The organism is Aeromicrobium sp. CnD17-E, from assembly GCF_024124745.1.
Classification (GTDB): Bacteria; Actinomycetota; Actinomycetes; order Propionibacteriales; family Nocardioidaceae; genus Aeromicrobium.
Map to the genome: position 1 here is coordinate 56,072 of NZ_JAMXRU010000002.1, position 20,065 is coordinate 76,136.

General features: G+C 72.3%; 18 protein-coding genes and 1 pseudogene. 8 read left to right on the top strand and 11 right to left on the bottom strand.

Going from position 1 to position 20,065, the window contains the following annotated elements; genetic code table 11:
* The first annotated feature begins 4 nt into the window (after positions 1–4).
* Entirely contained in the window at positions 5–685 is a 681-nt protein-coding gene (locus tag NH339_RS01235) for a LysE family transporter (RefSeq protein ID WP_253021665.1), read from the top strand.
* Positions 686–712: 27 nt separating this feature from the next.
* Positions 713–2,227 carry a B12-binding domain-containing radical SAM protein gene (locus NH339_RS01240; RefSeq protein ID WP_253021667.1) on the top strand — a complete coding sequence of 505 codons (1,515 nt, stop codon included), beginning with the start codon at positions 713–715 and terminating at the stop codon, positions 2,225–2,227.
* Between the two features lie 119 nt (positions 2,228–2,346).
* Here the strand turns inward: NH339_RS01240 and NH339_RS01245 are convergent, their stop codons facing one another.
* Positions 2,347–3,273, bottom strand: a complete 927-nt coding sequence (locus NH339_RS01245; protein ID WP_253021669.1) for a Ppx/GppA phosphatase family protein — start codon at positions 3,271–3,273, stop codon at positions 2,347–2,349.
* 67 nt (positions 3,274–3,340) lie between these two features.
* The gene (locus tag NH339_RS01250; protein ID WP_253021671.1) at positions 3,341–4,696 is read right to left on the bottom strand and encodes a cation:dicarboxylate symporter family transporter; all 1,356 of its coding nucleotides are present in this window, start codon (positions 4,694–4,696) and stop codon (positions 3,341–3,343) included.
* A 120-nt stretch (positions 4,697–4,816) separates the two neighbouring features.
* On the opposite strand from NH339_RS01250, the gene NH339_RS01255 reads away from it, so the two are divergent.
* Positions 4,817–6,403 (top strand): sensor histidine kinase, encoded by a 1,587-nt coding sequence (locus NH339_RS01255; protein ID WP_253021673.1) that lies wholly within the window; start codon positions 4,817–4,819, stop codon positions 6,401–6,403.
* Positions 6,400–7,071, top strand: coding sequence for a response regulator (locus NH339_RS01260; protein ID WP_253021675.1), 672 nt, complete (start codon positions 6,400–6,402; stop codon positions 7,069–7,071). The genes NH339_RS01255 and NH339_RS01260 overlap by 4 nt, the downstream gene beginning before the upstream one ends.
* Here NH339_RS01260 and NH339_RS01265 read toward each other — a convergent pair.
* The 8 genes and pseudogenes from NH339_RS01265 to NH339_RS01300 form a co-directional block, all read right to left on the bottom strand.
* Complete coding sequence (locus tag NH339_RS01265) at positions 7,013–7,543, bottom strand: DUF501 domain-containing protein (protein WP_253021677.1); 531 nt, start codon at positions 7,541–7,543, stop codon at positions 7,013–7,015. The genes NH339_RS01260 and NH339_RS01265 overlap by 59 nt on opposite strands.
* The gene (locus NH339_RS01270) at positions 7,536–8,102 is read right to left on the bottom strand and encodes a septum formation initiator family protein (protein WP_253021679.1); all 567 of its coding nucleotides are present in this window, start codon (positions 8,100–8,102) and stop codon (positions 7,536–7,538) included. The genes NH339_RS01265 and NH339_RS01270 overlap by 8 nt, the downstream gene beginning before the upstream one ends.
* A 2-nt stretch (positions 8,103–8,104) precedes the next feature.
* Complete coding sequence (gene eno / locus NH339_RS01275; RefSeq protein WP_253021681.1) at positions 8,105–9,382, bottom strand: phosphopyruvate hydratase; 1,278 nt, start codon at positions 9,380–9,382, stop codon at positions 8,105–8,107.
* Between the two features lie 194 nt (positions 9,383–9,576).
* Positions 9,577–10,176, bottom strand: coding sequence for a MazG family protein (locus NH339_RS01280; protein ID WP_253021683.1), 600 nt, complete (start codon positions 10,174–10,176; stop codon positions 9,577–9,579).
* A 10-nt stretch (positions 10,177–10,186) separates the two neighbouring features.
* Entirely contained in the window at positions 10,187–10,882 is a 696-nt protein-coding gene (locus NH339_RS01285; RefSeq protein WP_253021685.1) for a SurA N-terminal domain-containing protein, read from the bottom strand.
* A gap of 10 nt (positions 10,883–10,892) precedes the next feature.
* Positions 10,893–11,864, bottom strand: coding sequence for a methylmalonyl Co-A mutase-associated GTPase MeaB (gene meaB / locus NH339_RS01290; RefSeq protein ID WP_253021687.1), 972 nt, complete (start codon positions 11,862–11,864; stop codon positions 10,893–10,895).
* Positions 11,865–13,982: pseudogene (gene scpA / locus NH339_RS01295) on the bottom strand (methylmalonyl-CoA mutase); the annotation flags it as partial. It lies immediately after the preceding gene.
* Positions 13,983–14,044: 62 nt separating this feature from the next.
* A complete protein-coding gene (locus tag NH339_RS01300) occupies positions 14,045–15,154 on the bottom strand; it encodes a methylmalonyl-CoA mutase family protein (RefSeq protein ID WP_253021689.1) in 1,110 nt (369 codons plus the stop codon).
* A 172-nt stretch (positions 15,155–15,326) separates the two neighbouring features.
* Here NH339_RS01300 and NH339_RS01305 point away from each other — a divergent pair, with 172 nt between their 5' ends.
* Genes NH339_RS01305 through NH339_RS01320 form a run of 4 tightly spaced genes read left to right on the top strand, consistent with a single transcriptional unit; the run spans position 15,327 to position 18,323 of the window.
* Positions 15,327–16,235: a Rossmann-like and DUF2520 domain-containing protein gene (locus NH339_RS01305; protein ID WP_253021690.1), complete on the top strand. Its 909-nt coding sequence runs from the start codon at positions 15,327–15,329 to the stop codon at positions 16,233–16,235.
* Entirely contained in the window at positions 16,232–17,080 is an 849-nt protein-coding gene (gene panC / locus NH339_RS01310; RefSeq protein ID WP_253021692.1) for a pantoate--beta-alanine ligase, read from the top strand. The genes NH339_RS01305 and panC overlap by 4 nt, the downstream gene beginning before the upstream one ends.
* Before the next feature lie 2 nt (positions 17,081–17,082).
* Positions 17,083–17,550 (top strand): aspartate 1-decarboxylase, encoded by a 468-nt coding sequence (gene panD, locus NH339_RS01315; protein ID WP_253021694.1) that lies wholly within the window; start codon positions 17,083–17,085, stop codon positions 17,548–17,550.
* Entirely contained in the window at positions 17,547–18,323 is a 777-nt protein-coding gene (locus tag NH339_RS01320; protein ID WP_253021696.1) for a type III pantothenate kinase, read from the top strand. The genes panD and NH339_RS01320 overlap by 4 nt, the downstream gene beginning before the upstream one ends.
* Before the next feature lie 378 nt (positions 18,324–18,701).
* On the opposite strand, the gene NH339_RS01325 is transcribed toward NH339_RS01320, so the two are convergent.
* Positions 18,702–20,033: an HNH endonuclease signature motif containing protein gene (locus tag NH339_RS01325; protein WP_253021698.1), complete on the bottom strand. Its 1,332-nt coding sequence runs from the start codon at positions 20,031–20,033 to the stop codon at positions 18,702–18,704.
* Positions 20,034–20,065 lie beyond the last annotated feature (32 nt).

The window sequence follows — 20,065 nt, forward strand, 5'->3', positions numbered from 1 at the left end:
ACGTGTGACCAGCAGTGAGCTGCTCCCCATCGTCGGCTTCGCCGCGGTCCTCGCGGTCACACCAGGACCGGACACGTTGCTCTCCCTGCGCTACGGCCTCCTCGGCCGTCGGGCAGGCGTGGCCGCGGCGACAGGCACCTCGCTCGCCCTATTCGCGTGGGCCGCACTCGCCGGGACCGGCGTGGCCGCGACGCTGCGCGCCTCGCCCACGCTCTACGAGTCGCTCAAGGTCGTCGGCGGCGCCTACCTGGCGTACCTCGGCGTCCGCACCCTGCACGACGCGCGGGCGAGCACGCCAGCCGTCACCCCGCGGCCCGACGGGGACGGTGACCTTTCGGCGCGCGACACCCTGACACGTCGTGGGACGCGGACCGGTCGCGCGTTCATGACCGGCGTGCTCACGTGTCTCACCAACCCCAAGACCGGCCTGTTCTTCGTCGCGCTGCTGCCTCAGCTCGCGCCTCCGCACGCGAGCGTCGGCTTCATCGTCCTCGGTCTCGGCGGCGTGGTGGCCCTCGTGGTCTACGCGTACCTCCTCCTGGTCGCCGTCTCCGCCGACGCCGTCCAGCGCCATCCCTCCGCCCCTCGACTCACGAAGGCCCTCGAGACGATCAGCGGCGTCGCCCTCCTCGGCATCGGGCTCGTCACCGGCGCGAGCGCCGCCGTCCAGCTCCTGACGACCTGACCGCACACCGACCCTCGGGGGAACACCATGCACAGCATCCACAAGGTCCTGCTCGTGAACGCCGGCACGGACGAGCACGTCAGCTCGATCGCCAACGACGGCACGTTCCCCGCGCTCGGCGTGGTCTCGCTCGCCACGGCGCTGCGTGTCCACCTGCCCGAGCTCGACGTCCTGGCCGTCGACGGCCAGGTCACGCCGATGGCCGAGCTCCTCGACCTCGTCGACACCTACCGACCCGACCTGCTCGGCGTGAGCGCGCTCAGCACGTCCTACCGGAGCTCGATCCGCCTGATCGAGGCCGCGCGCGACGTCGACGCCGTCACCGTCCTCGGCAACGACCAGGCAGCCGCCAAGGCCGAGCAGATCCTGCGGCACCAGCCCGCCGTCGACTACGTGTGCTCAGCCGACGTCGGAGAGTTCGCGCTGATCGCCCTCGTGCGACACCTGCGAGGCGAGGTACCGGTCGAGACCGTCCCTCGGCTCCGGTGGAGGGACGGCGCGACGGTGCGGCGCACGGAGGGCGTCGAGATTCCTGACGAGTCGGAGCGGGGTGGCGCCATCCAGCGTCACGTCCTGGACGCGATCCCGATCCCGGACCGCACCCTCATGCCCCGGTCGAACTGGGACCGCTACCTCGCGAACTACCTCGAGCGCTACGGCCGGCTGCACGCGGACGAGACCATCACCGGTGTGACGACCATGAACCGCGCCCGGGGGTGCGCCCGTGTCCGTCACCCGTGCCACTTCTGCGGCGTCGCGGACCTGACCCTCCGCTTCTCCTCGGCGGAGATGTTCTGGGAGGACGTCCGACGGGCGCAGGACCAGGTCGGCGCGAGCATCTTCTACGAGGCGTTCGACAGCATGAGCAGCGCCCCGCGGTGGCTCGAGGAGCTGGCCGCCGCGAAGCCCGACGACGTGGGAGAGCCGCGCTTCTTCGTCTACACCCAGGCGTCGGAGACGACCCCGCGCCTGATCGACCTGTACCGACGGATCGGCGTCTACCGGGTCAACATGGGCCTGGAGTCGGGCGACAGCCGGATGCTGAAGCTGCTGAAGGGGCCGCGCGACAGCCTCGAGAGCAACCAACGTGCCGCGATGCTGCTGAAGGAGGCCGGGATGCCGATCTACGGCTCCTTGGTCCTCGGTGGTCCCGACGAGACCACCGAGAGCCTCGAACGCACCGTGGACTTCGCTCGGTGGCTCATCGACAACGACATGATGGCCGCGCTGGAGGCTCAGCCGCTGTACCCGGAGTTCACCGCGCTCACGGGCACGTGGCTGATGAACCCGTCCGTCGCGCACGCCGCAGCACGCGAGAAGGGGTTCACGATCCGTCGGCCAGACCTGCTCGAGACGATGCCCGCCAAGTACGGACCGATCGACCTGGTCGACTTCGACGAGGCGTCGATGGACTGGAACGCGATCTTCTCCGCGGCGAGCTGGGACGAGGTGACGTCGGCCGCGGTGGAGATCCGCGACTACGCCCGGACCCACAACACGGCCTACGGGTCGGCCTTCGCGTCGAAGGAGGTCGTCGCCTAGGCCGTGCGGCCGTCGGACCCTGCGCACCCCCACCCGCTGAGTGTGACGTTTGGGGCCCCGATCGACGCGATCGGGGCCCCAAACGTCACACTCAGCGGGTGGGGTCGGCGGGGTGGGGGCTACGCCGAGCGCTGCGCCGCGCCCCAGGCGATGCCGTCGAGGATGTCGTGCTCGCTCACCAGCACCTCGTCGGTGGCGAGGGGGACGGAGCCGAGGACGGCGTCGAGGATCATCGCGCCCGCGCCGATCACGTCGGCGCGACCCGGGTGCATGAACGGCAGGGCGCGGCGGTCCGCCACCGACATCCGCAGCAGCGACAGGCAGGCGGTGCGGACGTCGTCGACCGCGATGCGGGCGCCGTGGATCTGCGAGGAGTCGTACGACGGGAGCTCCAGGGCGTGGGCCGCGACCGTCGTGATGGTGCCCGCCACCCCCACAAGGGTGCTCACCGGGTCGAGCCCGGACAGCCGGGGCGTCAGCACGTCGTCGAGGTAGGACTCGAGCGCGGTCACCTCGTCGATCGAGGCGGGGTCGCTGCGCAGGAACCGCTCGGTGAGTCGCACCGAGCCGACGTCGAAGGAGTGCGACCAGCCGACGTCGCCGTCGGCGCCGACCACCAGCTCCGTCGAGCCGCCGCCGATGTCGACGACCAGGGCCGGTCCCGACACCGAGCGCGTCGCCCCGAGGAACGAGGCGCGGGCCTCCTCCTCGCCCGACAGCACCTCGAGGTCGATGCCGAGCACCGACCGCACGCCGTCGCTCAGCTCGTCGGCGTTCGACGCGTCGCGGGCGGCCGACGTCGCGCAGAAGCGCACCCGCTCGGCGCCCAGCACCGTGGCCAGCTCGCCGAACTCGCGGGTGACCGCGAGCGTGCGCTCCAGCGCGTCGGGGTGGAAACGACCGGTCTCGTCGACGCCCTGCCCGAGGCGGACGACCCGCATCTCGCGCACGACGTCGCGCTTCTGGTCGCCACGCACGTCGGTGACGAGCAGGCGCAACGAGTTCGTCCCACAGTCCATCGCGGCCACGCGGAGGGCATCCGGCATGCCCCGACCCTACCGACGACACAGGGCCCGGACGGTGTCCGGGCCCTGTGGGTCGTCCCACGTCGCGTCAGCGTGCGACGTCGAGCTCCTCGTCCTTGCGGGGCGTGTAGCCGTGGTCGTCGTCGACCATCGTCGTCTCGTCGAACGGGTCGTCACCAGCCAGGACGGCGTCGAGCTTCTGCCGGTCGATCGAGTGCGTCCAGGTGCCGATGAGCACCGTCGCGACCGCGTTGCCGGCGAAGTTCGTCAGCGCACGCGCCTCCGACATGAAGCGGTCGATGCCGACGATGAGGCCGACGCCGTCGACCAGGTCGGGTCGGTGCGACTGCAGGCCGCCGGCCAGCGTCGCGAGACCAGCGCCGGTCACGCCCGCCGCACCCTTGGACGCGATCATCATGAACAGCAGCAGGGAGAGCTGCTCGCCGAAGCTCAGCGGGTCGCCGGTGGCCGCCGCGACGAACAGGGTCGCCATCGTCAGGTAGATCGCGGTGCCGTCGAGGTTGAAGGAGTAGCCGGTCGGCACCACGACGCCGACGGTCGACTGGTGGACACCCGCGTGCTCCATCTTGGCGATGAGGCGCGGCAGGGCCGACTCCGACGACGACGTCGAGACGATGAGCAGGAACTCACGGCCCAGGTACTTCAGCAGGCTGAAGATGTTGATGCCGGTGACGGCCTTGAGCAGCGCACCCAGGATGCCGAAGACGAACAGGAAGCACGTGATGTAGAAGCCGATCATGAGGACGGCGAGGCTGCGCAGGGCGTCCATGCCGGTCTCGCCCACCACGGCGGCGATCGCGCCGAAGGCGCCGATGGGGGCCAGCCACATGATCATGGCGAGCACGCGGAACACGAGCTTCTGCAGGTAGCCGACGCCGACGAGGATCGGCTCGCCCGCGCGACCCATGGCCTGCAGCGCGAAGCCGACGAGCAGGGCGACGAAGAGCGCCTGCAGCACGTCGCCCGACGTGAGGGAGGAGACCATCGTGTCCGGGATCATGTGCAGGATGAACTCGGCGGTCGTCTGCTTCTCGCTGCCGGCCGACTCGGCCGCCTTCGCCGCACCCTCCGGCGTGATCTGCAGGCCCTCGCCCGGGTGCAGGATGTTGCCGACGGCCAGGCCGATCGCCAGGGCGAACGTCGACATCGTGATGAAGTAGCCGAGCGCCATGCCGCCGACCTTGCCCACCTGCGCGGCGCTGCGGACCGAGCCGACGCCGAGGACGATGGTGCAGAAGATGACGGGGCCGATCATCATCTTGATCAGCTTGACGAAGCCCTCGCCGAGCGGCTTGAGCTCCTTCGCGACGTCGGGTGCCGCGAAGCCGACGGCGATGCCGGCGAGCACCGCGACGATGACCGCGATGTAGAGGTAGTGCGTGCGGTCGCGCCGGGTGCGCGCCTGCGGGGTCGTGCTGGTCATGGTTCCTCCTGTGGGACGACCTGCCCACCGTGCCCGGTCACGTGACCCCGGTCACCGTTGCGTACATAGAGTTCGGTGACCGCGGTCACAACGGCTTCGTCGAGGTGGGACGATGCGGTCGTGCCCCGCCCGTCGTCCGTCGCGCGCCAGATCCTGCTCTGGCAGGTCGTCGTCGTGTGCGTGCTGGTGCTCGGCGGTGTGACGGCCGCCTGGTTCGACGCGCGCGCCGACGCGACGGCCTCGGCCCGGCAGCGGGCGCTCGACCTCGCCGTGGCCGTGGCCGACTCCCCCACGGTGCGGGAGGCGGTGCGCACGACGGACCCGTCGGCGGTGCTCCAGCCGTTCGCCGAGCAGGTGCGGCGCGACAGCGGCACCGACTTCGTCGTCATCATGTCGCGCGACGGCATCCGCTACTCCCACCCCGACCCGACCAACATCGGCAAGCGCTTCCTCGGCTCGATCACCCAGGCCCAGGCCGGCCGGACGTACAGCGAGGAGTACGTCGGCACGCTCGGACCGTCGGTCCGGGCGGTGGTGCCCGTGCGCGCGGGGGCCGGCGACGACGACGTCGTGGCGCTCGTGTCGGTCGGGATCCGCACGGCGAAGCAGCGCGACGAGGTCGTCGACGCGCTCCCCCGGATCCTCGGCGCAGCAGCCCTGGCCGCCCTGGTGGGCATCCTCGGCGCGTGGCTCATCCACCGCCGCCTGCGCCGCCAGACGCACGGGCTGGGCGAGCAGGAGATCACCCGCATGTACGAGTACTACGACGCGGTGCTGCGCGCGGTGCGCGAGGGACTCGTGCTCGTCGACTCCGGCGGCCGGGTGAGCCTCGTGAACCGCGAGGCGGAGCGTCTGCTCGACGTCGAGGCATCGCGGGCCGTCGGCCGCGACGTCGCGGAGCTCGGCCTGGAGCCGACCCTGACCGACGCGGTCCGCGCGGGCGGACCGCTCTCCGACGTGGTGGTGGCACTCGCCGACCGCGTGCTCATCGTCAACGCGGCCCGCGCCCGCTGGGAGGGCCGCGACGTCGGCACGGTGCTCACGGTGCGCGACCGCACGGAGCTGCAGGGCGTGACGGCTGAGCTCGACACGGTGCGCAGCCTGGCCGACTCGCTGCGGTCGCAGAGCCACGAGTCGGCGAACCGGCTGCACACGATGGTCTCCCTCGTCGAGATGGGCCGCACGGACGAGGCGGTCGAGTTCGCGACGCACGAGATGCGCCTCGCGCAGGGCCTGACGGACCAGATGGTGGCCGCGGTGGAGGAGCCGGTGGTGTCGGCGCTGCTGCTCGGCAAGTCGGCGCAGGCGCACGAGCGCGGCGTGCGGCTCGACGTCGACCCCGGGTCCGTGGTCACCGGCCTGCCGCTCGGCCCGCACGACGCGGTGACGGTGCTGGGGAACCTGCTCGACAACGCGATCGACGCGGCGCAGGGCACGACGACGGCGACCGTGGCGGTGCACCTGCACGCCAGCGACGCGCACCTCGACGTCGTGGTCGAGGACTCCGGCCCTGGCATCCCCGAGGAGGCCCGCGACCAGGTCTTCGAGCGGGGCTGGTCGACGAAGGTCAACGACCGTCCGCACGGCCGAGGTCTGGGTCTGGCGCTGGTGGGTCAGGTGGTGCGCCGCCACGGCGGTAGCGTGCGCGTCGGCTCCGGTGCGCTCGGCGGGGCCATGGTCGAGGTGGAGATCGGGGAGGACGCGTGATCCGCACGCTGGTCGTCGAGGACGAGAGGGTCGCGGCGCAGGCGCACGCTCAGTACGTGCGCGACGTACCCGGCTTCGAGCTCGTCGCCGTCGCGATGTCGGCGCAGGACGCGGCGCGGGTGCTGCGGGAGGAGCCGGTCGACCTGGTGCTGCTCGACATGCACCTGCCCGACGGTCACGGCCTGCAGCTGCTGCGGCGGTTGCGGGCGGCCGGCAGCCGGGTCGACGTGATCGCCGTGACGTCGGCGCGCGACGCCGAGGTGGTGCGCGACGCGGTGGCGCAGGGCGTGGTCGGCTACCTCATCAAGCCCTTCGCGTTCGGCGCGCTGCGCGAGCGGCTGCTCGCCTACCGGACGTTCCACGAGGGCCTGCAGGGCTCCGACGACCTCGACCAGGGCGCGGTCGACCGGATGCTCGAGTCGTTGCGGCCGACGTCCCGACCCGCCCTGCCGAAGGGGCTCGGGGCGGAGACGCTGGAGCAGGTGCGCGCGGCGCTGGCCGAGCACGGTCCGTCGTCGGCGAGCGAGGTGGGCGAGCACCTGGGCTCGTCACGGGTGACGGCGCGTCGCTACCTGGAGCACCTCGCCGAGACCGGCGAGGTCGCCCGGGTCACGCGGCTGGGTCGGGCTGGGCGTCCTGAGGTCGAGTACCGGCCGGGGCGCAGCTAGAGCTGCCCCAGTAGTCGCCGAGCAGCTCGACGGCCTCGTCGCCGAGCGGATTCACGCCGGGGCCCTTGGCGAGGGCGTGGCCGACGAGCACGTGCAGGCACTTGACCCGCGTGGGCATCCCGCCGGCGCTGATGCCGTCGATCTCGGGCACGTGCGCGACCGCCTCGCGCTCGGCGAGGTACTCGGCGTGGGCCCGCGCGTAGTGGTCGGCGAGGTCGGTGTCGTGGGTGAGCCGCTCGCTCATCTCGGCCATCAGGCCGGACGCCTCGAGGGTGCCGATGGCGCCGGCCAGCCTGGGGCAGGTGACGTAGTAGAGCGTCGGGAACGGCGTGCCGTCGGGCAGCCGCGGCTCGGTGCGGACCACGTTGGGGTGGCCGGACGGGCAGCGTGCGGCGATGCCGAGGACACCGCGGGCGGGCCGCCCGAGCTGCTCGGCGACGATCTCCAGGTCGCTCGGGCTCGGGTCAGTCACGGTTCTTCAGCACCTCGTCGGGGTCGGGGACGGGCTGCTGGGCCGACGAGGTGCGTCCGGATGCCTCGACGCTGCCCCACAGCGTGTCGTACCACTGCTTCTGGGTGGGGTCCGGCGGGTCGTCGAGCCGGGGTGCGTCGCCTTCGACGGTGCCGTCGGCGCCGATGACGCGGTAGCCGACCTCACCGGGCATGACCCAGCCGAAGCGCTCGCGCGCCTGCTGGCGGACGTAGGCGTCGTCGTTCCAGCGCGCCTTGGTGTCGCCGAGGTCCTCGATGGACGCCTGCCGCGTGGCGATCTCGGCCTTCAGCTGCTGCACCTCGCCACGCTGCTGCCACCAGGCGTGCAGCGCCGACGTGTACGACGCGAGCAGCAGGAGCAGCACCGCGAGCAGCAGCACGGCGCGGGTCGTGAAGCGCGACCCGACGCCGCGGACGGTCGTCGCGCCCGACCGGGGTCGGGTCGGGCCGGGGCGGCTGGCTCCCGCGGCACCGGACGGCCGCCCCGCAGGACGTCGTGTCCTGGGGGTGGGTCGTCCGGGTCCGCGGGAGCCGGCCATGCTCAGAGCGCGAGGCGGGGGAAGGCCGACGCGCCGGCGTACACCGCGGCGGACCCGAGGGCCTCCTCGATGCGCAGGAGCTGGTTGTACTTGGCGACCCGGTCGGAGCGGGCGGGGGCGCCGGTCTTGATCTGGCCGCAGTTCGTGGCGACGGCGAGGTCGGCGATCGTGACGTCCTCGGTCTCGCCGGAGCGGTGGCTCATCATGTTGCTGAAGCCGTGGCGGTGGGCGAGCTCGACGGCGTCGAGCGTCTCGGTGAGCGAGCCGATCTGGTTCACCTTGACGAGCATCGCGTTCGCGGCGCCCTGCTCGAGGCCACGGGTGAGGCGCTCGACGTTGGTGACGAAGAGGTCGTCGCCGACGAGCTGCACCTGGTCGCCGATGCGCTCGGTGAGCGCGACCCAGCCCTCCCAGTCCTCCTCGTCGAGCGGGTCCTCGATGGACACGATCGGGTAGGCGGCGACGAGCTCGGCGTAGTAGTCGGCCATCTGCTCCGACGTCTTCGGCGACGCCTCGAAGGTGTAGCTGCCGTCGCCGAAGAACTCCGAGCTGGCGACGTCGAGCGCGAGGCCGATGTCGGTGCCGAGCGTCAGGCCGGTCTTCTCGACGGCGGTGGCGATGAGGTCGAGTGCCGCGCGGTTGGACGGCAGGCTCGGCGCGAAGCCGCCCTCGTCGCCGAGGCCGGTGGACAGGCCGTCCTTCTTGAGGACCGACTTGAGCGCGTGGTAGACCTCGGTGCCCTGGCGCAGCGCCTCGGCGAACGTGGGCGCACCGATGGGCGCGATCATGAACTCCTGCACGTCGACGTTGGAGTCGGCGTGGGCGCCACCGTTGAGGATGTTCATCATCGGGACGGGCAGCACGTGCGCGTTGGGTCCGCCGACGTAGCGGAACAACGGGAGGCCGGCGGAGTCGGCGGCGGCCTTGGAGAGCGCGAGGGAGACGCCGAGGATGGCGTTGGCGCCGAGCTTCGCCTTGTTGGGCGTGCCGTCGAGGGCGATCATGGCGGCGTCGACGGCGCGCTGGTCGTCGGCGTCGAAGCCGACGATCTCGGCGGCGATGGTCGTGTTGACCGCCTCGACGGCCTTGCGGACGCCCTTGCCGAGGTAGCGGTCGCCACCGTCACGCAGCTCGACGGCCTCGAACTGGCCGGTGGAGGCACCGGAGGGGACGGCGGCGCGTCCGATGGTCCCGTCGTCGAGGGCGACCTCGACCTCGACGGTGGGGTTGCCGCGCGAGTCGAGGATCTCGCGTGCTCCGACGGCTTCGATGCTGGCCATGCTGCTCCTGCTGCTGTGGTGGTGCGGTCGGTGCCCAGCCTAGTGCCGCCTTGTGGCCGTCCGTGTCAGGCGCGGGGTCACGCAGGATTCTGCGTTCGCGTGGCGGACGTCGAACGATGCTGCGTTCGTGGCGGGATCCGGTCGCGAACGCAGCGTCGTCGGGTGCTCCGTACCCGAACGCAGAATCGTGCGTGTCACGCCAGCCGGTCGCGGACGGCGCGGCGCAGCGCCTCCTCGGCGTCGACGCCCTGCTCGCGGGCCTCGGCGACGAGACGCAGCAGGCGCGAGCCGACGTCGTCGCCGCTGGTGTCGAGGTCGGGCACGCGGTCGAGAGCCTTGCGGGCCGTCGCGAGGGCCGGCAGGTCACGCGCGATGCCGTCGAGCGGGTGCGCGTCGCGCGCTCCAGTGGCCGCCTTCTCCTGCGCCTTGACCGCCTGCCAGGCGGCGTCGATCTCCTCGGGGGTGCGCGCGGTGCCGTCGGCGAACACGTGCGGGTTGCGTCGCACGAGCTTGTCGGTGATCCCGGCGGCGACGTCATCGACGTCCCACCCCTCCCCCGTGTCGGCGGCGACGGCGGCGTGGAAGACGACCTGCATGAGGAGGTCGCCGAGCTCCTCGCGGAGGAGGTCGGTGTCGCCGTCGTCGAGCGCCTCGAGGGTCTCGTAGGTCTCCTCGAGCAGGTAGCGGCTCAGGCTCTCGTGGGTCTGCTGCCCCGTCCAGGCGCACTCGGCGCGCAGCCTTGCCATGACGGCGACGAGGTCGAGCAGCCGCTCGCCGGGGCGCGGGTCGCTCACGGGCGGCTGCTCACGAGCACCGCTGCGTGGCCGGCGCGATCAGCGGACGGTCGCGGGTGTCGGCGGCGGCGGGGACCGACAGCGAGCCGGTGGCTGCCACCTGCTGACCGTCGTCGCCGAGCCCGAAGCGAGGGTCGATGCTGACGTCGGCCTTCCGCAGGGCGTCGGCGAGCACGCTGCGCCCGGCCTGCTGCAGCTGCTGGGCGTTGGTGTCGTCGGCGCGCTGGCCGGTGGCGGCCTCACCGAGCTTCTCGGCGATGGCGTAGGTGCGCTGCCCGGCCTCGAGCACGCGCACCGCCTCGTCGACGTCGACGTCGGGGAGCGCCTGCTCGACCTGGGCGCGCTGCTCGCCGGTGAACACGTACGCGCTGCGGGGCACGCGGATGCCCTCGCGAGCGGCCACCTCGCGGGCGACGACGCCGCTCACCAGCTCGCTGACGGCCTGGCGTCGTACGTCGGCGTTGTCGATCGTGCTGCCGCCGCCGGACTGGGCGGCGGAGAACAGCGACACCTCGCAGAGCACGTCGGCGGTGCGGTCGGCCTGGGCCATCGTGATGGTGGTGCCGTCGACGGTGGCGGCGGCACCAGGGCTGATCGACCCGCCGCAACCGGCGAGCAGGACGGCCGACAGCACGAGCGTCGGGACGAGGGGCCCGGCGGACCGGGACCGCCGACGGGTGACGGGCATCACAGGACGCGACCTCATGGCGGCCAGACTACTGGTCGTAGGCCTCGAGGATGAGGTCCGCGGCGCTGGCAGCGGGCAGCTCGCCCGAGAGCACCGCCTCGCGGACCTCGTCGCGCACCCGCGCGACCCCCTCGTCGGTGCGCAGCCGCTGGTCGAGCTCGTCGCGCACGAGCGCCCACGTGAAGTCGAGCTGCTGCTGGGCGCGCTTCTCGCGCAGGCCGCGCTGACCGAGGAACTCGCGGTGCCGCACGAGCCGGTTCCAGACGGTGTCGATGCCCTGGTGCTCGAGCGCCGAGCAGGTGACGACCGGGGGCACCCAGCCCTGGGTGCCGGCGTACACGAGGCGCAGGGCCCCCGCGAGGTCCTTGGCCGTCACCTCGGCCTCCCGGGCGCGCTCGCCGTCGGCCTTGTTGACGGCGATGACGTCGGCGATCTCCAGGATGCCCTTCTTGATGCCCTGCAGCTGGTCGCCCGTGCGGGCGATCGTGAGGAACAGGAAGGTGTCGACCATGCCGGCGACCGTGATCTCGGACTGGCCGACCCCGACGGTCTCGACGAGCACGACGTCGTATCCAGCGGCCTCCAGGACGGTCATCGCCTGCGAGGTGGCGCGGGCGACGCCGCCGAGGGTGCCCGCGCTGGGCGACGGGCGGATGTAGGCCTGCGGGCTGACGGCGAGCTGCGCCATGCGGGTCTTGTCACCGAGGACGGATCCGCCGGTGCGGACGCTCGACGGGTCGACGGCGAGCACGCCGACCCGGTTGCCCTGCTCCACGAGGTGCGTGCCGAGCGCCTCGATGAACGTGCTCTTGCCGACACCGGGCACGCCCGAGATGCCGACCCGCACCGCTCCCCCGGCGTGCGGCGCGAGCGTGGCGAGCAGCTCCCGGGCCGCAGCCCGGTGGTCGGCGCGGCTCGACTCGACCAGGGTGATGGCCCGCGAGACCCCCGCACGACGTCCGTCGAGGACGTCGGCGGCGAGCTTCTCGACGTCGACCATCTAGTGCTGCAGGCTCGCGCGGAGCCGCTCGAGCAGGCTGAGCGCGGAGTCGGCGATGACCGTGCCGGGCAGGAACACCTCGGCGGCGCCCATCTCCTTCAGCGTCGGCACGTCGTCGGGCGGGATGACGCCACCCATGACGACCATGACGTCCTCGCCGCCGAGCTCGGCCAACGCCTTCTTCAGCTCCGGCAGGAGCGTCAGGTGACCCGCCGCGAGGCTCGAGACCCCGACGATGTGCACGTCGGCGTCCACGGCCTGCTGCGCGACCTCCTCGGGCGTGGAGAACAGCGGTCCGACGTCGACGTCGAAGCCCATGTCGGCGAAGGCGGTGACGATGACCTTCTGGCCACGGTCGTGCCCGTCCTGGCCCATCTTGGCCACCAGGATGCGGGGACGGCGACCCTCGGCCTTCTCGAACGCCTCGGTGGCGTCGATGACCTTCTGGACGTTGCCGCCCTGGCCCGCCTCAGTCCGGTACACACCGGAGATCGTACGGATGACGGCCTGGTGGCGCCCGTAGACCTTCTCGAGGGCGTAGGAGATCTCGCCGACCGTCGCCTTCGCGCGGGCCGCGTCGACGGCCAGGGCGAGCAGGTTGCCGTCGAGCGAGCCGTCGCGGCTGGCGCCACGCTCGGCGCTGGCCGTCAGGGCGTCCAGGGCGCGCTCGACCTCCTGCGGGTCGCGCTCGGCGCGCAGCCGCTCGAGCTTCGCGACCTGCTGGGCGTACACCGAGGCGTTGTCGACCTTGAGCACGTCGAGCGGGTCCTCGTCGGCCAGCCGGTAGGTGTTGACGCCGATGACGGCCTGCTGGCCGGAGTCGATGCGCGCCTGGGTGCGGGCGGCCGCCTCCTCCACGCGCATCTTGGGGATGCCCGCCTCGATGGCCTTGGCCATGCCGCCGGCCTTCTCGACCTCCTGGATGTGCGCCCAGGCGCGGTTCGCGAGGTCGTGCGTCAGCTTCTCGACGTAGTAGGAGCCGCCCCACGGGTCGATGACGCCGGTGGTGCCCGACTCCTGCTGCAGCAGCAGCTGCGTGTTGCGGGCGATCCGCGCGCTGAAGTCGGTCGGCAGCGCGATCGCCTCGTCGAGCGCATTCGTGTGCAGGCTCTGGGTGTGGCCCTGCGTGGCCGCCATCGCCTCGATGCAGGTGCGCTGCACGTTGTTGAACACGTCCTGCGCGGTGAGGCTCCAGCCCGACGTCTGGCTGTGCGTGCGCAGGCTCAGGCTCTTGGGGTTCTTCGGGTCGAAGTCGCGCACGAGCCGGGCCCACAGGGCACGGGCGGCGCGCATCTTCGCGATCTCCATGTAGAAGTTCATGCCGATCGCCCAGAAGAAGCTCAGCCGCGGCGCGAACGCGTCGATGTCGAGGCCGACGTCGAGCCCGGCGCGGATGTACTCCACACCGTCGGCGAGCGTGTAGGCGAGCTCGAGGTCGTTCGTCGCCCCGGCCTCCTGGATGTGGTAGCCGGAGATGGAGATGGAGTTGAACCGCGGCATCTTCGCCGCCGTGTACGCGAAGATGTCGGAGATGATCCGCATCGACGGCGCCGGCGGGTAGATGTAGGTGTTGCGGACCATGAACTCCTTGAGGATGTCGTTCTGGATGGTCCCCGAGAGCTGTTCCGGCGTCACCCCCTGCTCCTCGGCCGCGACGATGTAGAGCGCCAGCACGGGCAGCACCGCGCCGTTCATCGTCATCGAGACGCTCATCTCGTCGAGCGGGATGCCGTCGAAGAGCTGGCGGGCGTCGTAGATGGAGTCGATCGCGACGCCGGCCATGCCGACGTCGCCCTTCACACGCGGGTGGTCGGAGTCGTAGCCGCGGTGCGTCGCGAGGTCGAAGGCGACCGAGAGGCCCTTCTGTCCGGCGGCGAGGTTGCGGCGGTAGAACGCGTTCGACTCCTCGGCGGTGGAGAACCCGGCGTACTGACGGATGGTCCACGGCTGGGTCGTGTACATCGCCGGGTAGGGGCCGCGCAGGAACGGCGCGAGGCCCGGGTAGGTGTCGAGGGCGTCGACGTCGGCGAGGTCGTCGGCGGTGTAGAGGTTCTTGACCGCGATGCCCTCGGGGGCGTCCCACGGCTCGGCGCCGTCGACCGCGGCCGCGTACGCGGCGGGGTCGGGCGTGGTGGGCTCGTCGGGGTCCAGCGGCAGTCCGGCGAACGAGGCGGGGATCGTCATGCCGTCACTTCCTCTCGGGTGCGGCGCAGGAAGGCCAGGGCGTCGAGCCCAGCCGCGCAGGAGTCGTCCACGTCGGCGTCGACGCTCTCGGGCTTGCCGGCGAGCACCACGTGGCGCGCGCCGGCCTCGCGCAGGGCCGCGACGAGGTCGCCACCCCACTCGGCGTACAGCGGGTCGGGGCCCGCGAGGCAGACGACGGCGGGGGCGTCGGCCTGCCGGTAGGCCTCCACGACGGCCTCGACGCCGTCGGTCGCACCGGCGGTGACGGTGTCGATGCCGCCGGCGGCGAACAGGTTCGCCGCAAAGGTCGCGCGCGCGGTGTGCTGCGCGACGCGGCCCAGGGTGGCGAGGAAGACGGGCTGCGCGGCGCGGTCGTCGCGCATGGCCTCGAACTCGCGGGCGTACCGCAGCACCGGCTGGGTGCGACCGTACGGGCGCCGCTGCGGCAGCTCCTCGTGCAGGTTCGGGAACTCCGAGACACCCGTGACGGGGCGCTTGCGTCGGGCGATGTCGAGGGCGCGGTCGGACACCGTCTGCTCGACCTTGGGCCGCAAGGCCTCCAGCGCCGCGACGAGACCACCGTCGGACGCGGCGGCGTCGAGCTCGCCGAAGAGCTCCCAGGCGGACCGGGCGAGGTCGTCGGTGAGCTTCTCGACGGCGTGCGAGCCGCCGGCGGGGTCGGTCACCCGCGCCACGTGCGACTCGCTGATGAGCAGGCTGGACGTGTTGCGGGCGATGCGCCGGCTGAACGCCTCGGGCAGGCCGAGCGGCTCGTCGAAGGGCAGCACGGTCACGCTCGTGGCACCGCCGACACCGGCCGCGAACGTCGCCACGCAGGTGCGCAGCATGTTCACGTACGGGTCGTAGGAGGCCATCATCGGCCGCGACGTGACCACGTGCTGACGCTGGCCGCGTCCGGTCTCGGCGACACCGCTCAGCTCGAGCAGCCGGGCCCAGGTGCGGCGGGCGGCGCGCAGCTTCGCGATGGTCGGGAACTGCTCGTCGGTGGCCGCGAGCCGCACGTCGAGCTGGTCGGCGGCGGCGTCGACGTCGTCGGCCGTCACCCGCGCCGCGGTCTCGCGGGGGTGTGCTGCGTCCGTGCTCATGCAGCCTGTCTACCCGACTGCCCGGCGACGCACCGCAGCACCCGTGCAGGGCGGCCCGGGCCGTGTGACCCGGGACACCTCCCGCCCCCTGTGCGACCTGCGCGCCCGGTCGTAGACTGAGGCCGTCAACAGTCTGGTACCCGCTCGCGGGACTGGAACGAGAGGCACCACCATGACGCACCCCCGTCCGCACGCACCCGCGCGCCCGCACACCTACGGTGTCGTCGGCGCCGGCCGCGTCGGCTCCGTCGTCGCCGCGCGCCTGCACGCCGCCGGTCGCTCCGTCGTCGGCATCAGCGCCCGCTCACAGGCGTCCCTGCTGCGGGCCCGCACGCTCGTCCCCGAGGTGCCGGTACGGACCGCGGCCGACGTCGCCGCCGCCTGCGACGTGCTCGTCCTGGCCGTCCCCGACGACGCGCTCGTGGCGGTCTGCGAGGAGCTGTCGACGGTCCTGCGACCCGGCCAGGTCGTCGTGCACACCAGCGGACGGCACGGGCTCGACGCGCTCAGCGCCGCCACACGCGTCGGTGCCCGCGCTGTCGCCCTGCACCCGGCCATGACGTTCACCGGCTCGGCCGTCGACCTCGGCCGCGGGTGCGCGATGGGCCTGACCGCCGCCGACGCCGAGCGAGAGCTGGCCGAGGACCTCGCCGCGGTCCTGGGCGGCACGCCCGTGTGGATCGACGACGCCGACCGCGTGCGCTACCACGCCGCGCTCAGCCACGGCGCGAACCACCTCGTCACCCTCGTCGCGCAGGCGCGCGACCTGCTCCAGGGCATCGGTGCGGGCGCGGAGGCGGCGACCATCCTGCGTCCGCTCCTCGAGGCCGCCCTCGACAACGCGCTCGACCTCGGCGACGCCGCGCTCACCGGCCCGATCGCGCGCGGTGACGTGACCACGGTCCGCGCCCACGTCGACGCGCTCGCCACGGAGCCGTCGTCGACCCGCGACGCCTACGTGGCCATGGCGCACGCCACCACCGAGCGGGCAGCCGTCGACGGTCGCCTCGACCCGGCCACCGCCGCCGTCCTCGACGCCGCGCTCGACGAGCGGCCCCGTGTGACCGGGACCGTGCGATGACGCCCGTCGTCGCCCGCACCCGGGCCGAGCTGCGCACGGCGCTCGCCGACGCCGGCCGCGTCGCGTTCGTGCCGACGATGGGCGCCCTGCACGACGGCCACGCCCGCCTCATGCGGCACGCCCGCCCCCTCGGCGACACGCTGGTCGTCTCGATCTTCGTGAACCCCACGCAGTTCGGGCCGGGCGAGGACCTCGAGGCCTACCCCCGCACCCTCGACGCCGACCTGCGGGTCTGCGCGCAGGAGGGCGTCGACGTGGTGTTCGCGCCCGACGTCGACGAGGTCTACCCCGGGGGGCTGGACGACGCCGTCACGCTCGACCCCGGCCCGCTCGGGCAGGTGCTCGAGGGCGCGGCCCGACCGACCCACTTCCGCGGGGTGCTGACCGTCGTCGCGAAGCTGTTCGCGCTGGTGCGCCCCGACGTCGCCGTCTTCGGCGACAAGGACTTCCAGCAGCTCGCGCTCGTGCGCCGCATGGTGCGCGACCTCGTTCTCGACGTCGAGGTCGTCGGGCACCCGGTCGTCCGCGAGGCCGACGGCCTGGCGCTCAGCTCGCGCAACGCGTACCTGACGCCCGAGCAGCACGACCACGCCCTGGGCCTGTCTCGCGCCCTGCGGGCCGGGGTCGAGCAGGCGACGGTCGGTGCCGACGCCGTGCTGAAGGCCGCCCGCGAGGTGCTGGACGCCGCCGACGGCGTCGACGTCGACTACCTCGTCGTCACCGACCCGTTGCTCGGTGCCGTCGACGACACGTACGAGGGGGAGGCGCGGATCCTGGTGGCAGCCAGGGTCGGCACCACGCGCCTGCTCGACAACCAGCCCGTGGTGCTCAGAAAGGGACCCTGACCATGCTCCGCACGATGATGACGTCGAAGATCCACCGCGCGACGATCACGCAGGCCGACCTGCACTACGTCGGCTCGGTGACCGTCGACGCCGACCTGCTCGACGCCGCCAACCTGCTCCCCGGCGAGCTCGTGCACATCGTCGACATCGACAACGGCGCCCGGCTCGTGACCTACACGATCGCCGGCGAGCGCGGTTCGGGCGTCATCGGCATCAACGGTGCCGCCGCCCGCCTGGTGCATCCCGGCGACCTGGTGATCCTCATCGCCTACGGGCAGATGGAGGACGCGGAGGCGCGCGAGTTCCAGCCGAGCGTCGTGTTCGTCGACTCCGAGAACCGCGTGATCGGCACGGGCTCCGACCCGGCCGAGGCGCTGCCGGGGTCCGGTCTCGTCCGCGGTGACGTCGTGGAGAACCCGCTGGTGTCGCACGGCGGGGCCGCGGGGTCGCAGGCGGTGGGGGCTCGGTGACCCTGCTGGCGCTCGACGTCGGCAACAGCCAGTCCGTCATCGGCGCGTTCGACGGCGACCGTCTCGTCGAGCACTGGACCGTGTCGTCGCAGACGCAGCGGACCGCCGACGAGTGGCACCTGCTGGCGCACGGGTTCGTGCGTGCCGCCGGTCTCGCCGACGTCGAGGCGGTGGCGATGTGCTGCACGGTGCCATCGATCCAGGTCGAGCTGAAGGCGATGCTCGAGCGCTACTACGCAGGACTGCCGGTCTCGATCGTCGGCCCCGGCGTGAAGACGGGCATCCCGATCCACACCGACAACCCGCGGGAGGTGGGCGCCGACCGCATCGTCAACGCGCTCGCCGCGGCCGAGGTGTACGGGGGGCCGGCGGTCGTGGTCGACATGAACGGCACCGCGACGATCTTCGACGTCGTCGACGAGCGGAACCGCTACGTGGGGGGTGCCATCGCGCCGGCGGTCGAGCTGTCGTTGGAGGCCCTGGCCCGCCGCGGCGCGCAGCTGCGCGCCGTCGAGCTGGCGGTGCCGCGCGACGTCATCGGCAAGAACACCGTCGAGGCGGTGCAGTCGGGCGCGGTGTACGGCTTCGCGGGGCTGGTGGACGGCATGGTCGACCGCATCATCGAGTCGCTGGGGGCGGACCCCGACGACGTCGCGGTGATCGCGACCGGCGCCTACGCCGACGTCGTCCTGGACCACTGCACCAGCATCACGACGCGCGACCCGTGGCTGACCCTCACCGGGCTGCGTCTGGTGCACGAGAAGAACCACTGACCCCCCAGCGGAGGGTCTCGCTGGTCGAGTAGGCCGACCGGCGACGCAGGAGCTCGGTCGGGCGTATCGAGACCACTCTGGGCGGTCGCTGGGGGTTGGCTCGCGCTGAGCCGTTGCCGGGTGGTCTCGATACGTCCGGACCACGCTCGTTCCTCGCGGGTCCTGACGACTCGACCAGCGGACCGTGTCGCTGGCGACGGGGGTTCGGTCGGGCGTATCGAGACCACTCTCAGCGGACGCTGGGGATGGGGTCGCGCCGATCCGTTCCCGGATCGTCTCGCTCCGTCGCGGCTACGCCCCACGGCGACGGCTCCATCGTCCGAGCCTCGCAAGCTCGCTCGGACTACTCGACCAGCGTTACATCGCGTGGTGGGCGGGTCAGGGTCGCCAGCGGTGATTGCGTTGCCAGGTGGTGGCGCCGGGTGGTCTCCACTCGACGTGGCCGTCGTGCGGGTTGATGCGGCCGGTCCAGCCCTGGTCGTGGACGCGATGATGGTGGAAGGTGCACAGGAGTGCGCCGTCGCGGATGTCGGTGGTGCCGGAGAGGGAGTAGGGCGTGAGGTGGTGCGCTTCGCACCATCTCGCGTCGCGGTCGCAGCCGGGTGCGGTGCAGCCACCGTCCCGGCGTTCCATCGCTCGTCTCGATGACTGGTTGAAGTACCGGTTCGCCGATCCGAGGTCCAGAGGTAGTGACCTGCCGTTGAGGACCATGGGCACGAGCTGTGCGGTGCACGCGAGCCGGCGGGCCTGCTCGGCGGAGATCCGGGTGCCGTCGGAGAGTCCGGCGGCCTTGAGGCCGCCCATCAGCGTGTTGAGGTCGAGGTTGACGGTGACGACGGCGCTGACGCCGCCGTTGGAGGGGAGTCGGTCGGCGGGCAGCAGCTCGACCAGGGAGGCGAAGGCGTGGCCGAGGCGCTGGGGGTAGGACTGCCCGAATCCGACCTCGTCGTGCTCGCCGGTGGCGGCGTTGACGGTCCCGACCTTCTGGTGGGGTGCGGCGAGGGCGTCGAGGGCGGTCTTGAGCATGACGGCCTGCGCCTCGGGGAGGGTGAAGCGTCCGGTGTGGGTGCCGTCGCGGTTGTCCCACATCGAGAAGCTGGTCTTGGCGCGGGCGGCTTCCTCCTGGCGACGGAGCTGCTCGTCCTCGTCGGCGTCGACGTCGTCCTCGGAGGTCTTGTAGGCGTCGGTGATCCGCTGGGCCCGTGCTCGCAGGTCCTTGAGGGTGAGCTTCTGCGCGTCCTTGAGCAGGGTGCGTTCGCAGGCGTCGCGCTGATCTTCAGTGACGTCCTCGGGCAACCACGAGAGGGCCCGGGAGATGACGTCGGCCTGCTTGGCCGAGATGTCACCGGCGGCCAGTGCGGCCTCGGTGTGGCTGGTCTGCTCCTCGATCCGGTTCGCCGTGTTCACCAGCGCGTCGGCACCCGTGCGATCGCCGCCGAAGTCGATGGAGATCGTCGACCCGGTCGAGGTCGCCGTGGTGCCGGCGCGACCCCCGTCGCGCGCAGCCTGCCGAGCCTTGTCGAGGACCCGCGCGGCGGCCATCTTGTGCGCTGAGACCTGGGACTCCAGACGTCCGAGCTCGGCCAGCAGGCGCCGCACCTCCGCCGGGGTCAAGGCGTCCCAGGCGCTGGTCGCCAGGCCACCGAAGACCTCCCGGGCCGTCTGCACGCACGCGTCGACCGGATGGGTCTCCTGCGCGGTGACGGCCATGCTTCCCCCTGAGGTCGTACCTCGATTCTATG

Coding starts and splice junctions, on each gene's coding strand:
- NH339_RS01285 (WP_253021685.1), bottom strand. CDS start 10,882: ATGAGGTCGCGTCCTGTGATGCCCGTCACCCGTCGGCGGTCCCGGTCC.
- NH339_RS01305 (WP_253021690.1), top strand. CDS start 15,327: ATGACGCACCCCCGTCCGCACGCACCCGCGCGCCCGCACACCTACGGT.
- eno (WP_253021681.1), bottom strand. CDS start 9,382: ATGGCCAGCATCGAAGCCGTCGGAGCACGCGAGATCCTCGACTCGCGC.
- NH339_RS01240 (WP_253021667.1), top strand. CDS start 713: ATGCACAGCATCCACAAGGTCCTGCTCGTGAACGCCGGCACGGACGAG.
- NH339_RS01245 (WP_253021669.1), bottom strand. CDS start 3,273: ATGCCGGATGCCCTCCGCGTGGCCGCGATGGACTGTGGGACGAACTCG.
- panD (WP_253021694.1), top strand. CDS start 17,083: ATGCTCCGCACGATGATGACGTCGAAGATCCACCGCGCGACGATCACG.
- NH339_RS01250 (WP_253021671.1), bottom strand. CDS start 4,696: ATGACCAGCACGACCCCGCAGGCGCGCACCCGGCGCGACCGCACGCAC.
- NH339_RS01270 (WP_253021679.1), bottom strand. CDS start 8,102: ATGGCCGGCTCCCGCGGACCCGGACGACCCACCCCCAGGACACGACGT.
- panC (WP_253021692.1), top strand. CDS start 16,232: ATGACGCCCGTCGTCGCCCGCACCCGGGCCGAGCTGCGCACGGCGCTC.
- NH339_RS01325 (WP_253021698.1), bottom strand. CDS start 20,033: ATGGCCGTCACCGCGCAGGAGACCCATCCGGTCGACGCGTGCGTGCAG.
- NH339_RS01300 (WP_253021689.1), bottom strand. CDS start 15,154: ATGAGCACGGACGCAGCACACCCCCGCGAGACCGCGGCGCGGGTGACG.
- meaB (WP_253021687.1), bottom strand. CDS start 11,864: ATGGTCGACGTCGAGAAGCTCGCCGCCGACGTCCTCGACGGACGTCGT.